The organism is Actinacidiphila yeochonensis CN732, assembly GCF_000745345.1.
Taxonomy (GTDB): Bacteria; Actinomycetota; Actinomycetes; order Streptomycetales; family Streptomycetaceae; genus Actinacidiphila; species Actinacidiphila yeochonensis.
Genome location: NZ_JQNR01000004.1, coordinates 1,322,710 through 1,336,537 on the forward strand (window position 1 = coordinate 1,322,710; position 13,828 = coordinate 1,336,537).

General features: G+C 73.9%; 12 protein-coding genes. 11 read left to right on the top strand and 1 reads right to left on the bottom strand.

The genetic code is table 11. The annotated features are described in order from the left end of the window. Window positions 1-31 precede the first annotated feature (31 nt). The 5 genes from BS72_RS12085 (at window position 32) to BS72_RS12100 (ending at window position 3,534) form a co-directional block, all read left to right on the top strand. Window positions 32-1,225, top strand: a complete 1,194-nt coding sequence (locus tag BS72_RS12085) for an MGDG synthase family glycosyltransferase (protein ID WP_051950967.1) — start codon at window positions 32-34, stop codon at window positions 1,223-1,225. Continuing rightward, window positions 1,207-1,338 carry a hypothetical protein gene (locus BS72_RS39190; protein WP_265736791.1) on the top strand — a complete coding sequence of 44 codons (132 nt, stop codon included), beginning with the start codon at window positions 1,207-1,209 and terminating at the stop codon, window positions 1,336-1,338. Before BS72_RS12085 ends, BS72_RS39190 begins: the two co-directional genes overlap by 19 nt. Further along, entirely contained in the window at window positions 1,335-2,114 is a 780-nt protein-coding gene (locus BS72_RS12090; protein WP_051950968.1) for a polysaccharide deacetylase family protein, read from the top strand. The genes BS72_RS39190 and BS72_RS12090 overlap by 4 nt, the downstream gene beginning before the upstream one ends. A gap of 109 nt (window positions 2,115-2,223) precedes the next feature. Continuing rightward, on the top strand, window positions 2,224-2,607 hold the full coding sequence (locus BS72_RS12095) for a BlaI/MecI/CopY family transcriptional regulator (protein ID WP_037909288.1): 384 nt from the start codon (window positions 2,224-2,226) through the stop codon (window positions 2,605-2,607). A gap of 6 nt (window positions 2,608-2,613) precedes the next feature. Further along, a complete protein-coding gene (locus BS72_RS12100; RefSeq protein ID WP_051950969.1) occupies window positions 2,614-3,534 on the top strand; it encodes a M56 family metallopeptidase in 921 nt (306 codons plus the stop codon). A 329-nt stretch (window positions 3,535-3,863) separates the two neighbouring features. On the opposite strand, the gene BS72_RS12110 is transcribed toward BS72_RS12100, so the two are convergent. Next, a complete protein-coding gene (locus BS72_RS12110; RefSeq protein WP_051950970.1) occupies window positions 3,864-7,298 on the bottom strand; it encodes a glycoside hydrolase family 3 C-terminal domain-containing protein in 3,435 nt (1,144 codons plus the stop codon). 513 nt (window positions 7,299-7,811) lie between these two features. On the opposite strand from BS72_RS12110, the gene BS72_RS12115 reads away from it, so the two are divergent. The 6 genes from BS72_RS12115 (at window position 7,812) to BS72_RS12145 (ending at window position 13,790) form a co-directional block, all read left to right on the top strand. Continuing rightward, window positions 7,812-8,693, top strand: a complete 882-nt coding sequence (locus BS72_RS12115; protein WP_051951042.1) for a hypothetical protein — start codon at window positions 7,812-7,814, stop codon at window positions 8,691-8,693. Window positions 8,694-9,055: 362 nt separating this feature from the next. Then, window positions 9,056-9,685, top strand: coding sequence for a hypothetical protein (locus tag BS72_RS12125; protein WP_037909297.1), 630 nt, complete (start codon window positions 9,056-9,058; stop codon window positions 9,683-9,685). A 341-nt stretch (window positions 9,686-10,026) separates the two neighbouring features. Continuing rightward, window positions 10,027-10,674, top strand: a complete 648-nt coding sequence (locus BS72_RS12130) for an RNA polymerase sigma factor (RefSeq protein ID WP_037909299.1) — start codon at window positions 10,027-10,029, stop codon at window positions 10,672-10,674. Between the two features lie 77 nt (window positions 10,675-10,751). Beyond that, window positions 10,752-11,648: a hypothetical protein gene (locus BS72_RS12135; protein WP_232792344.1), complete on the top strand. Its 897-nt coding sequence runs from the start codon at window positions 10,752-10,754 to the stop codon at window positions 11,646-11,648. Window positions 11,649-11,950: 302 nt separating this feature from the next. Further along, window positions 11,951-12,784 carry an SAM-dependent methyltransferase gene (locus BS72_RS12140; RefSeq protein WP_037909301.1) on the top strand — a complete coding sequence of 278 codons (834 nt, stop codon included), beginning with the start codon at window positions 11,951-11,953 and terminating at the stop codon, window positions 12,782-12,784. A gap of 514 nt (window positions 12,785-13,298) precedes the next feature. After that, the gene (locus BS72_RS12145) at window positions 13,299-13,790 is read left to right on the top strand and encodes a hypothetical protein (protein WP_037909303.1); all 492 of its coding nucleotides are present in this window, start codon (window positions 13,299-13,301) and stop codon (window positions 13,788-13,790) included. The last annotated feature ends 38 nt before the right edge of the window (window positions 13,791-13,828 follow it).

Sequence of the window (13,828 nt, forward strand, 5' to 3'; positions counted from 1 at the left end):
TCTGCCCTCGCATACCAGGAGGCTGTCAGCCGTGCCCCGAAACGCCACACCGGCATCCGCGTCCACCAACGCGCCCCGGTCACGGATCGTCATCATCTCCGCGGGGATGGGCGCGGGCCACGACGGTGCGGCCCAGCAACTCGCCGAGCGGCTGCTCGCCGACGGCTTCACCGTCGACCGGCACGACTTCCTCGACCTGCTGCCGGCGCGCCTCGGCACCGTGCTGGCCGGGACCTACCACCGGCTGCTGGTCCGCGCGCCGGGCGGCTACCAGCGGATCTACGCCTCCACCGAGCGCGGATCACGACCGGGGCCCGCGGTGGCGGGACTGCTCCGCGCGACGCGCCGGCGGGTACTGCGAGCGATACCGCCCGACACCGCCGTGGTGGTCTCGACCTACCCCGGGGCCAGCCAGGTGCTCGGCGGACTGCGACGGCGCGGTGAACTGGCCGTGCCCGCGGTGACGTACCTGACCGACTTCTCGGTGCACCCGCTGTGGGTGGCGCCGGGCGTCGACGTGCATCTGGCCGCGCACCGCGTGCCCGCCCGGCAGGCGGCGGACCGCGACGCGGCCGGGGTACGGGTGTGCGCGCCCGTGGTGGGCCGGGCGTTCAGCCCCGCCTCGCGGGCACAGCGGGCGGCAGCCCGCGCGGCCTTCGCCCTTCCCCGGGAGGCACCGCTCGCACTGCTGGTGGCGGGCTCCTGGGGGGTGGGCGCGGTCGAGCAGGCCGCGGCCGACCTGCGGGAGTGCGGGGCGGTCGAACCGGTCGTGGTGTGCGGGCGCAACGAGCGACTCGCCGCCCGGCTGCGGGCGCGGGGCTTCGCCCACGTGCACGGCTGGGTGGCCGACATGCCGGGGCTGATGCGTGCCTGCGACGTCCTGGTGCAGAACGCCGGCGGCCTCACGTCGCTCGAAGCCTTCGCCGCCGGACTGCCGGTGCTCAGCTACCGCTGCATACCCGGTCACGGGCAGACGAACGCCGCCGCCCTGGCCGAGGCGGGGCTCGCCCCCTGGGTGCGCGACCCGCGAGCCCTCGCCGCGGCTGTCGGCCAGGCGCTGGAGGGCGACGGCGCGGGACGGGCGCTCTTCGACGGCGGCGTCTGCGCCGCGACAGCGGTCGCCGATGTCGCCAGGGGCGCGGCCCCGGCGCCCGCGGCACCCGTGGCGGTACGCCGCCCGGCGGGGCGCCCCCGGCGCTGCGCGGGGTGCGCGCGCTGGCACTGACCGCAGCGGTGACCCTGCTGCTGGGGGTCGGCGCACCCCTGGCCGAGGCCTACGGGGACTCCCCGGGCCACTTCGCCTCGCTCAAGGCGTTCCTGGAAGGAGACCCGCGATGACCGCGACCCGCTCCCTGCGCACCGTGCTCGGCGCCTGCGCCCTGGCGCTGCCCGCCGCCGCGCAGGCCGGCCCGGTCGTCAGCACCTTCGGGCCGCTGCGCAACCGGCTGATGCCGCGACTGGCGGGACACGGCCGCAGCGGCCATGTCGCGCTCACCTTCGACGACGGGCCCGACCACCTGTCGACGCCGCACTTCCTGCGGCTGCTGGACACCCGCGGACCGCGGGCGACGTTCTTCATGCTCGGCTCGATGGCGGCGCGCTCTCCCGGACTCGTGCGGGAGATGGCGCAGGCCGGGCACGAGATCGCCGTGCACGGCTGGGAGCACCGCCCGCTGCTGCTGCGCGGCCCGCGGGCCACGTACGACGACCTGGCCCGTGCCAAGGACCTGATCGGCGGCCTGACCGGCGTGCAGCCGCGGCTGTTCCGTCCGCCCTACGGCGTCATGACCGGTGCGACGTACCTGGTGTGCCGGCGGCTCGGCCTGACCCCGGTGCTGTGGACGGCGTGGGGCGAGGACTGGCGGGCCAGAGCCACACCGGCCAGCGTGCACGACACCGTGGCCCGCGACCTGCGCGACGGCGGCACGATCCTGCTGCACGACTCCGACTGCACCTCGGCCACCGGCTCGTGGCGCAACACCCTCGGCGCGCTGCCCCGGCTGCTCGACACCTGCCAGGAGCGCGGGCTGAGCGTCGGTCCGCTGCGCGAGCACGGCCGGCCGCCGGTCGCGGGCTGGCGCGGCGGACGCGGCTTCGGGTCACCGGGGGCGTAGTAGCGTGGACGCCAGGTGCGCTCCGGGGGTTCACGCTCCGCGGTCCCGACCGCCGCACCGGCACCCCCGAAGAGACCGGCACCCCCGAAGAGGCTGAGGAGCGGCGAGCGTGGCAGGACAGGACCGTCCGGCGGTCGGACGGCGCGCACCCGGAGAGCTGGAGAGCGAGGTGCTCGCGGCGCTGTGGGCGGCCGGCGAGCCGATTGGCGCCGGAACCGTACGCGAACAGGTCGCCGGCGAACCCGCCTACACCACCGTGCTGACGATTCTGACCCGGCTGCACCACAAGGGCCTGGTGGTGCGCACCCGCGCCGGCCGCAGCCACCTGTACGCCCCGGTCCGCGACGAAGCCGGCCAGGCCGCGGCCGGCATGCGGGAACTGCTGGAGCACGGTGGTGACCGTGCCGCGGTGCTGGCGCGGTTCGTCTCCGAACTGCCGGCCGAGGACGAGAAGCTGCTCGAACAGCTGCTGCGCGGGCAGTCGGAGGACTAGGACACCGTGGGCCTCATACTGTGCGTTCCCGCGCTCGTGGTCACCTTCCTCGTACTCGCCGCGCCTGCCGCCGCCCGCAGGATGCCGCCGCGGACAGCCACCTGGATCCTGGCGTCGGTCGCGGTGCTCGGCGCGGGCACCTGGCTGACGGTGCTGGGGATGCTGGGCGTGACCCGCATCGGTGAGATCCCGCAGATCGCCCAGATCGGGCGCTGGTCCCCGCACGCGCTGGCCGCGCACAGCCCCGTCGACCGGCCGGTCGCCACGCTGTCGGTGCTCGCCGCGGCGCTCGGCCTCGCGGTCACGGTCTGCGCGGCGGGGCGGCGCCTGACGCTGCTGGCCGACGCGCGGCGCAAGGGCCGAGCCCTGCCCACCGCCGGCGACCTGGCCGTACTCGACGACCCGGTGCCCTCGGCCTTCGCACTGCCGGGCACCCCGGGCCGGGTCGTGGTGTCCTCCGGCATGCTGCGGGTGCTGAACCCGGGCGAACGCGAGGCGCTGCTTGCCCACGAGCGCGCCCATCTGGCCCACCGCCACCACCTCTTCCTGCTGGCCTTCCAGGCCGTGGCAGCCGGCAACCCGCTGCTGCGCCCCCTGGCCCGTGCCGGCACCTTCGCACTGGAGCGCTGGGCCGACGAGGAGGCGGTGACGGTGGTGCGCGACCGCCGGCTGGTCGCCCGCGCCATCGCCCGCGCCGCACTCGCCGGCACGGCGTCACCGCGGTGGGCGCCGGCCGCCACCGGCGGCCCGGTCCCGCAGCGGGTCAGCGCGCTCCTGGCCCCACCCGTGCCCGCCCGCCGAGCACCGGTGGCCGCGTGCACCGCCCTCATGCTGGTCTGCTGCGTGACCCTGGTCCTGGCGGCCCACCACGTCGACGCCGTCTTCGACGCCTCAGCCTTCACCCGGGGCGGCGCCCACGGCGCCTGAGGAAGCGGGGACCGCTCCGGTGGCGATCCGGCGGCGCCGTCCCACCAGTGGTCCCGGTCCGTGGCCGCCCCCGGCTCCCGGGTCGGGCGCCGTCACGAGGAAGCAGCGCTTCGAGGCCGCTCGGAAACCCGCCGCGACGGTGCCGGCGACCTGCCCGGCACGCTCGCCGGACGGCGGGTCCCGTTCGTCCACCGGCTGCCGGCGGGCACCGACGACCGGCCGGCCCGGCCGAACGACCGGGCCGCGGCCGCCGCGGTGCTCAGCGGGGCCCCACCGGCCGCGGTGGGGCCCCGCTGACGTGCGCGGGTCTCAGCCCGGGGGCGCCGAACTCACTGCACGACGGACCACACGAAGGCGGCCGTGCCCGAGACCCCCCTCGTGTCCTTGGCCGTCACCGTCACCGTGTAGGTCCCGAGGGTGCTGCTGGAGCCGGAGACCGTGCCGTTCGAGGCCACGGTGATGCCCGGTGGCAGCCCGCTCGCGGTGAAGGTGAGGGTCTGCGCGGCGTCGGAGTCCACCGCCTGCAGGGTGAACGACGCCGTCGCGCCCTTCGGGCTGCTGTAGCCGAACGGGTTGACCACGCCGACCGTCTCGGCGCCCGGCACGCCCGAGTTCGCTGTGACGTTCGCGCTGACGGCCGTGTTGGCCGTCGAGACGCCCGCCCCCGAGGCGCCCGCGGCGACCTGCCCGGTCAGGGTGTGGGCCAGGCTGGTCGAGCCGGACAGCGGCAGGCTGGCGGAGGAGTCCCCGACCTTGATCGAGTACGAACCCGCCGGGGCTTCCCACTGGTTGTCCGCGGCCGAGAAGGAGGCCAGGTCGTGGACGGTCAGCGGGAAGGTGACCGTGGAGCTCTGCCCCGGATCGAGGGAGACGCGCTGGAAGCCGCGCAACTGCTCCGGCGGGTCGGCGCCGGCGGCCGGGTCGCCGACGTACAGCTGCGCCACGTCCGCGCCGGCCACCGACCCGGTGTTGGTGACGGTGGCGGTCACCGTGGCCGTGCCGTTGGCACCGAAGGCGCCGACGGCGAGGTTGGAGAAGGAGAACTTCGTGTAGGACAGCCCGAAGCCGAACGGGAAGGCGGGGGTGATGTTCTGCGACTGGTACCAGCGGTAGCCGATGTCCACCCCCTCGCTGTAGACCGGCCCGGTCGGGGTGCCCGGCCACTGCGCGGTGGTCTGCGCCGGGACCTGGCTCAGGCTGCCGGGGAAGGTGACCGGCAGTTTGCCCGACGGGTCGGCGGTGCCGAAGATCAGCGCGGCCGTGGCGGCGCCGGTCTCCCCTCCGCCGTACCAGTTCTCGAACACGCCCGCGACGTTGTTGAGCCACGGCATGACCACCGGCGAACCGCTGTTGACCACCACGACGGTGTGCGGGTTCGCGGCGGCCACGGCGTTGATCATCGTCTCGTCCGCGCTGGACAGGTCGAGCGTGGTCAGGTCGCTCTCCTCGCCCTCCGGGGCGCTGACGTAGACGATCGCGTCGGTGGCGGCCTGGGCGGCGGCGACCGCCTGCGGGATGTTCGCGGTGCCGTTGTCGTCGCCCGCGGTGTAGGTGACCTTGACGTTCGGGCCGACCGCGTTCTGGATTCCGGTGAGCGGCCAGACCGTGTTCGCGCTGTTGACGCTGCCACTGCCGCCGCCACCGAGCTCGACGGCGGCGCCGCCGTCCGTGCCGATCACCGCGATGGACCCGGTCATGTTCGGGTTGAGCGGCAGCAGGCCGTTGTTCTTCAGCAGCACGGTGCCCTCCTCACCGAGTTTCAGCGCGGTCTGCTGGTGCGCCGCGCTGGTGACGGTGGCGGACAGCGAGCCGGTCTGCGGGTTGTCGAACAGGCCGAAGGCGAACATCTGGGTGAGGATGCGGGCCACGACCGCGTTCAGGGTCGCCTGCTTCAGCGTGCCGGCCGCCAGGGCGGCGGACACGTCGCTCGCGTCGGAGAACGGCATGGCGATGTCCATGCCGCCCACGGCGTCCGCGACGGCGTTGCCGGCGGCGCCCCAGTCGGAGACGACGAAGCCGCCGTAGTCCGCCTCGTCGTCGAGCCCGCGCTGGAGCATCTGCGCGCTCGCGCAGGACGGGGCGCCGTTCACCACGGCGTACGAGCACATGACCGAGCCGGGCGCCGACTGCTTGACGGCGGTCTGGAAAGGCGCCAGGTAGAGCTCCTCAAGCGCCTTCTGGCTGACCGTCTCGTTGTCGCCCCCGTTCGGGTACTGCTCCTGGTCGTAGGCGGCGGCGTGCTTGACCTCGGCCAGCACGCCCTGGCTCTGCAGGCCCTCGACCTCCGCCGAGGTGATCTGGCCGGCCAGGTACGGGTCCTCGCCGTACGTCTCGTAGGTCCGGCCCCAGCGCGGGTCCCGCACCAGGTTGGTCGTCGGGCCGAGCGCGACGTTCGCCCCCTTGCCGGCGAACTCGGCGCCCTTGGCCGCGCCCTCCTGCTGGATCAGTGCCGGGTCCCAGGTCGCGGCCGCGTTCTCGCCGTCGGGGAAGGCGGTCACGCCGCCGTTGCCGTCACCGACTCCGGACGGGCCGTCCTCCAGGTTCAGCGCCGGGACGCACAGGTTCGGGATGCCGGCGACCTGGCCGATGTACCCCGAAGCGCCGTCGCCGGAGGCCAGCGTGACCTCCTCGGACCGGTCCATGGTGGTGAGCACCTGCTGGACCCGCTGGGCGACCGGCGCGGTGGAGCCCACCCACGGGCAGACGCCGTTGCCGCCGTTGCCGTCGCCGCCGGTGACCGGCGCGGTGGTGGTTTTGCCGTAGACGTCCAGCTCGAAGATGGAGTCGCCGAACTGGGTGCCGCGTGCGGTGGCGTACACCCGGACGTAGCGGGCGGTCGCGGAGACGGTCAGCGTCTGGCTCCCGCCGGTGCCGGCCGTCGTGGAGTAGACCGGGGTCCAGGTCGCGTTGTCGTTGGACACCTGGACCTGGAACGCCGTCGCGTACGCGGCCTCCCAGAGCAGTTCCACGCTGCATATCTGCTGCTGGGCCCCGAGGTCGACGTCCAGCCACTGCGGGTCGGCGGCCGCGCTGGACCACCGGGTCCCGGGGTTGCCGTCGGTGGCGTCGGCTGCCGGGTAGGCGGTGGCGTCCTGGGTCGAGGAGGCCGTGGTCGGCTGGTCGAGCGCGAGGTCCTGGATGCCGCAGTACTGGGTCGGGCCGGTGCCGCCGCCTCCACCGCCCCCGCCACCGCCACCGCCGCTGCCCTGGGTGAAGGACATGGCGTGGAAGTTCCAGCCGTTGGTGTCCTGGTCGACGGTCAGCGTCTGCTGGCCGGCCGGCAGGGTGACGGAGGCGGTGACGGTGGTCCAGGTCTCGTACCCGCCGGTGTTCGGGACGGCGACCGCCCCGGACAGGTTGGTGCCGGAGGCGTCGGCGATGTGGAGTGCGTCGGTGATGCCGTACGGCGAGGACAGCCGGAAGGCGACGTTGTACGTGCCGGCGGCGGAAACGTTTACGGTGTACTTGAACCACTGGCCCGGCGTCGTCCAGCCCATGTCGTACCCGCCGCCGGCCCCGCTGGTGTCCTCCGTGTCCGCGGTGGTTTCGAGGTCCACCCCGTCGGCGCGGTAGCCGTTGGCGCTGCCGTTGGCGGAGGCGACCTGGTAGGCGACGCCCTGGCCGCCGGTGTCGTAGTTCGCGGCCTGGACGGTGCCGGGGACGGCCGCCGGGGTGCCTCCGAAGGCCCCGCTGCCGGCCGCCTGCGCCGAGCCGTGCACACCGGCCAGTGACAGCACGGACAGGGCCGTGGCCGTGAGCAGCACACGTAAGGTGGGCCGGCGGCGGGCCGCCGGGGTCTGCCGCGGGCGGGCGCCGGCGGACGCGGGGGGTGGAGCAGCCTCATCTCGTTCTCTTTCCGTCGTCTCTCGGTCGTTCGGACCCTTCTCGGACGCCGGTCCGCTCGGCACAAGCCGGCGGCGGCGGTACGACCCGCCTCATGACGCCCCGTCAAACAGGGAGAGTGTCCCGCGGACCGGCCCGGCGCGATGAGAGAGCGCTTTCCCAAGGTTGTGTCAAAACTTCCGCGCGCCGGAACCGGAGGAGCGGGTGCCCCAACACCGGGTGTCCTGGAGCGCGCTTCGAGCAGGCCCTGATCCATCTGCCGCGCCAGCTCGAAGGACCGGCCCGACGTCGTCGTCATCCCGCTCGCCGTCCCGGCCCAGGCCACGCGCGACATCCGCCGCCCACCGTGCGTCCTGGTGCCGGGATGGTCCAGGGCGGGGGGAGGGGGCGAAGGAGGCCGCGGCGGACCGTAGAGTCGCGATGTGGTCATGGGATTGGTGTGCGCGCTGGGCGCCGCGGTGTGTTTCGGGACGGCGTCGGTGTTCCAGGCGGTCGCCGCGCGGAGGACGGCGGGCGGGGCGGAGGCGGCGGGCGTCGACGCGCGCCTGGTCGTCCAGGCGATGCGCCAGGGTTGGTACGTGCTGGGCCTGGCCCTCGACACGGTGGGGTTCGGACTGGAACTGGCCGCCCTGCGCACGGTACCGATCTACGCGGTCGGCGCGGCGCTGGCATCCAGCCTCGCCGTCACGGCCGTCGTGGCGGCCCGGATGCTCCGGACGCCGCTGGGGCGGGTGGAGTGGGCCGCGGTGGGCGTGGTGTGCCTCGGTCTGGGAGTGCTCGTGGTGGCCTCCGGCCGTGAGGGGCACGGGTCCGGGACGCCCGCGCTGCGCTGGGCGGCGCTCGCCGCCGCCGGCGTCGTGCTGGTCGCGGGGCCGGCCGCGGGCCGGCTGCCCCGACGGGCGCGGTCGGCCGCTCTCGGCCTGGGCGCGGGCCTGGGCTTCGGCGTGGTGACGCTGGCCGTGCGGCTCGTACCCCACCTGTCGCCCGGCGCGATCGTCTCCGACCCGGCGACGTACGCCGTGCTGGTGGGCGGCGGCGCGGCCTTCCTGCTGCTCACCTCGGCCCTCCAGCACGGCTCGGTCACCATCGCGACCGCGGCGATGGTGATCGGCGAGACCTTCGGCCCCGCGATCGTGGGTGTGGTGGCGCTCGGCGACCGCACCCGCCCCGGCCTCGCCCCGCTCGCCGTCGCGGGCTTCGGCCTCGCCGTCCTGGGCGCGCTCGCACTGGTTCGGTTCGGCGAAGGCGGCGCCCCACCGCACACCACGCCCTCCGACCACGACCACGCCGACCCGGTCACCGTCGAAGCCCGCTGACCAGCGTGGCCGTGCGGCGGCTCCGCGCTGTGGAAGGCGACGACGGCGGCCTCGTGCCGGACGCCGACGCGGCTGACGGGCAGACCGTCGCCCTCGCCGAGCCGGCCCTCCGCCCGGCCGGGGTGACCCTGGCGGCGCGGCCGTCGCGGATCCCGGCGAGCCGCGCACGCCGTTCCGGCTCGGGCCGCGCCACGGAGTACCGGATACGGGCTTCTGCGGACCGGACCCGGTACGTCCGCTCGAACCGGGTCGCCGGCCCTCCTGGGCCGGACGCCACCGGGCCCGCCGATGCCGGTCGCCGCGCTCGCGGCTCGGATGTCCGAGGGCTCTGGTAGACATGGCCGGTGAACAGAGGTCAGTTGATGGCAGCCCTCGCCGACGACCCGCGGGCCGCACTCGATCTCGGATGCCGGATCGTCGCCACGGCGGGCGTCGACGAACGTCGGCACGCGGAAATCCCGTTCGAGATCGCACGGAACGGCGACCGCACGACGGTGTGGTACGCCGCCGAGGCCTACGCGCAGAAGGCCGACGGCAGAGCCGCGCGCTGGATGGCGGAAGGAGCGGCGTCCCTCAGCGACCCGGACGGCATCGTCGTGGACCACCTGACGCTGCCGATCCTCGTCATGGAATACGACGTCGACCGTTGGACCACCTGTGACCAGGACTGGCGTATCGCTGTGCACTGCGATGATCCGGCCCGCGCGACGGTCGCGCTGAACGCGGCAGAACCGCGCCTCTACCTCGTCGCCAACGACGGCAGCGTGCAGCCGGACGGCATAGCCGGACTCACCGGCCCTCCTGGGCCCTGGTACACGCCGAACCACGTAGCCGTCGACGAGGACGCCCCCCTGATCCGGTTGGACTGCAAGAGCGGCGTCTTCCCACTCATGGCCCGCACCGTCCTCGAAATCGTCATCGAGGAGCTCCGCGCGGCCGGTGTCACTCAAGCCAGGCTCACGACGCCGAGGATCGAGGGGACAACGCCCTGACTCCGCCCGCCCGCGGCCGATCCGGGGACTTCCCGACCGGCGCCGCCGGGCCAGGCCGACCGACGAGCACCCACCCGTCGCCGAACCCGAACGGCTCGGCTTCGAGCAGCACTTGACGGCCGCACCTGCGATCTCCGGCTGCGCGCGGGGGTGCGGAGACAGGGCTGGCAAGGCCGGTGGGCGCCGCCGCCCGGCCGCACTCGGCCCTGACCGCGACTCCCCGGGGATGCGGGCGGCCGGGAGGAGTCCGGCGGTTCCGCCGGCGAGGTCGCGCGCGGTGTCCGTCAGGAAGAAGCGCCTTCAGCGGGAACCTTCGACCCGGTGCCGGACACATACAGCGCATGGAACTGAACGACGCCGGCCCCACCGCGCCTGTCGGAGGGATATCCGACCGGGAGCTGTGGGCACGGGCGGTCGACGGCGATCAGGAGGCGTTCGGCCGGCTCTTCGACCGCCACGCCAAGACCGTCTACAACCACCTGTTCCGGCGGACGGCTGACTGGTCCGAGGCCGAGGACCTCACCTCGACGGTGTTCCTCCACGCGTGGCGCCGGCGGTCGGAGACCGTGCTGGACCGCGACTCTGCCTTGCCGTGGCTGCTGGGCATCGCCGACCACCTGGTGTCGAACACCAGGCGGCGGCTGCGCCGGGCCGAGGCGCTGCTGCGCCGGCTCGTCTCGCATGACGAGCCGGCGGGCGACCACGCGGACCGCGTCGCCGGCCTGGTCGACGACGAGCGTCGGATGTCGCAGATCCACCGGGCGCTGGCCCGGCTTCCGCGCCACGAACGCGAGGTCGTCGAGCTGTGCGTGTGGTCGGGCCTGGACCAGCAGGCGGCCGCGGCGGCGCTGGGGGTGGCGGTCGGAACGGTGAAGTCCCGATTGCACCGGGCGCGGCGCAGGTTGGGGGCCGACCTCACCGGCGGACCCCGGGTTCCGGCGTCGTCCAGTTCCAGGAATCCCGTCACCCAGGAGGAGGCCGCACGATGAATGACACGCAGGGTGTTCCCGCGCCTCCCCCCGATCGAGATCTGCCGAACCACCGGCGGATCCGCGAGGAGCTCATGATGAAGATCGATCCAGACGACCGGCACACGTCGCTGGGCCGCAGGTGGGGGCTGCCGCTGGGCATCGCCGCCGGCGTCGCGGCGATGAGCGTCGCGGCCGTGGCCGTCTTCGGCGGGGAGGGGGCCTCCGCGCCCGTCCAGGCCGCCGGCGGCGGACATGCGGCGGGCGCTGCCGCGTCGGCGAGCCCGAGCCCGACGCGGGTCTCCCCGGCGGTCGGCGCCGGCTCGGCGCCGTCCTCCGCCCCTGCGGCCTCCGCCTCCGCCTCCGCCGGGTCCACCGTCACCAGTGTGGCCACGACCCCGATCGGGGCCGGGGCTGTCGCCGAAATCCTGGCCTCCTGCCTCGGACCGGACGCTTCGAGGTTCCACGCGGTGATCGCCGTCCGCACCCCCGTCGCCTCGCAGGACTGGGACGGCGCGGTCATCGCCGTCGACTCCGCCGGTCAGTACGCGCAGTGCGAGACCAAGGGGGACCGGGGCACCAGCCAGGACGTCCCGGCGACGTTCATCAACGACCGCCTGTGGGGGACCGGCCACGTCGTCGAGTACTTCGACTCCACCGGTGGGCCGGCCGGCCAGGGGCAGTACCTCTCGCTGGGCGCGGGCCACTACACGTCGGACGTCGCCAAGATCACCGTCAGCTACGGTGACAACCCGAAGCAGTACCCGGCGGTCATGGCAGGCGGCGCGTTCTTCTGCGCGGCGGCCTTCTCCGGGGCACGTCCGCCGCCAAGCCCTGGGCCGCGATGCCGGCCTCGTACGTCCACGCCTACAACGCGGCCGGCAAGGAGATCTACGACCAGAGGACGGACCCGGAGTTCACCGGCGACGACAAGTAGCGGGCCGGGCCGGCCTCTGCTGAAACACCTCGCACACGGGGTCCGTTCACTCCGGTGACCACGGAACGGGCACGGACCCCGCGCGCGCGGCGCGGGGGGCTCTTCGCCCGCAGCGGCCGCGAGGGGCGCCGGCCGCCCCTCGCGGTCCTCGTGCTTCCCGCGGCCGGCACAAGCGGTTCATCCGGTCCAGGTGGCGAGGTGGCGGCCGTTACGACGCCGGATGTCGCACGAACGGGTGATGTCCGGCCCGTTGCTGACGGTCGCGGCCGCGGTGGGTGCTTTCCTCGGACCGACAGTCCACCGAATGCCCGGTTCTTCACCCTGCCCGTCCGACCGTCGAGACCGCCTGCGAGGCACCCCATGTCCAGCGCGACATCCGACACGCCCGCTCCCGAGTCCGTCGACACGACACAACCCAGTATCGCCAGGGTGTACGACGCCTTCCTCAACGGCGGCAACAACTACGAGGTGGACCGCGAGGTGGTCCGGGCCGTGCGGAAGGTCGCTCCGGAGGCCGCGGACCTGGCCGTCGAGAACCGCCGCTTCCTGATCCGCGCCTGCCGGTTCCTGGCCGGCCAGGCAGGCATCACCCAGTACCTGGACTGCGGCTCGGGTCTGCCGACCGCGGAGAACACCCACAACGTGGTGCAGCGCGCCAACCCGGACTCGCGGGTGGTCTACGTGGACAACGACCCGGCGGTCCTGGCCCACAGCCAGGTGCTGCTGAAGGAGAACGAGAACGCCGTCTTCGTCTCCGCGGACATCTTCGAGCCGGAGAAACTGCTGCGCGACGACGCGGTGCGCGCCCATCTGGACTGGGGGAAGCCGGTCGCGCTGCTGCAGATGGGTACGCTCCACCACTACAACGGCGAGCACACGCGTACGCGCAAGGACATCATGCGCGCCTACGTCGACGCGCTTCCGGACGGCTCCTATGTGGCGATCAGCCACTTCCTGGACCCGGAGGACGAGTACACCGCGACGGCCCGGAAGATGGAGGAGATCTTCCTGCACAGCATGATGGGCAGCGGCACGTTCTCCACCGCGGCCGAACTGCGGGAGCTGTTCGACGGTCTGGAGCTGGTTCCCCCGGGCCTGGTCCGGTGTGCCGAGTGGCGGCCGGACGCTCCGCGGCTCGCACCGCTGAACGCGCCCCAGCGGTGCATCGCCGGTGCCGTGGCCCGAAAGCCGTGAACCGCGCTCCGCGCCCCCGCGGAACCTGACGGCGGAACCAGCACACGCGTCCGCGGCTCCTCGCGGTCCCGGCCCGGCGGCCGGGCTTCCCCGGGGCCGGCCTGTGGACGAGCGCCGACCGGGTGGACGAGCGCCGCCCCGGCGGACGAGCGTTCCGGGCAGGTCCGGCCGGGTGTCTCCGTCGCGCGCCGGGGGCTCGTGGGTCCGGACGACGCGCGGCAGGCATCGGCACCTGGCCGTATCAGTGCGGCCCGGCCTGACGGCGGCTCTGTTCACGGGGTTCCGGCTCTGGTTCACCCTCCCCGGTGCCGCCGGCCAGGGCTGCCTGGTATCGGGGTCGTACCCAAGGGGGCGGTTGCCCTGAGCGGGTCGCGGCGTCAGCCGCAGAAACGTCATGGCGCCCGCTCGTCACTCCCGCGAGGGATTCTCGCCCTTTGGGCGCGTTGTCACAATCGAGACCGCATCTGGTGGATATCGCCGCGCACACGCGCGGCACACCCGTGAAGGATTCCGGATGAACAAGGTCTGGTCCGCCCTGGCTGTCGCGGTGACGGGCTCGGTCCTGCTGCCCGCCGGTACGGCGGACGCCGCCCCCGCGAAGTACGCCCGGCACAACGACGCGGCGGCCCAGTTCCGCAAGGCGGGCATCTCGTGGACGTCGAGCGGGAACTGCGCCGACTGGAACAAGAGCGGATGTACGTCCTTCACCGACATCAACAAGGCGACCGTGGCGGGCGCCATCGCCTTCAAGAAGCTCAGCAAGTGCCGGGTGGTCATCACCGCCGGAACCGAGGTCGGCCACACGGCGGGCACGTACTCGCACCGCAACGGCTACAAGGTGGACATGTCCAAGCGGGACGGGTGCCTGGACCGCTACATCCCCAGCCACTTCAAGCGGGCCGGCGCGCGTAGGGACGGCACGAAGCTCTACACGTCACCGGCCGGCAACGTGTACGCACGCGAGAAGAACCACTGGGACGTCCTGTACCGCAACGGCCGTGCCTGACGGGCCGTCCCGCGCCGCGTGACGGGCGGGACCGCCCG

What these genes read in the sequence shown, in the direction of transcription:
- BS72_RS12090 (WP_051950968.1), top strand. Translation starts at nt 1,335, where the DNA reads ATGACCGCGACCCGCTCCCTGCGCACCGTGCTCGGCGCCTGCGCCCTG.
- BS72_RS12145 (WP_037909303.1), top strand. Translation starts at nt 13,299, where the DNA reads ATGAACAAGGTCTGGTCCGCCCTGGCTGTCGCGGTGACGGGCTCGGTC.
- BS72_RS12140 (WP_037909301.1), top strand. Translation starts at nt 11,951, where the DNA reads ATGTCCAGCGCGACATCCGACACGCCCGCTCCCGAGTCCGTCGACACG.
- BS72_RS12130 (WP_037909299.1), top strand. Translation starts at nt 10,027, where the DNA reads ATGGAACTGAACGACGCCGGCCCCACCGCGCCTGTCGGAGGGATATCC.
- BS72_RS12125 (WP_037909297.1), top strand. Translation starts at nt 9,056, where the DNA reads ATGGCAGCCCTCGCCGACGACCCGCGGGCCGCACTCGATCTCGGATGC.
- BS72_RS12135 (WP_232792344.1), top strand. Translation starts at nt 10,752, where the DNA reads ATGAAGATCGATCCAGACGACCGGCACACGTCGCTGGGCCGCAGGTGG.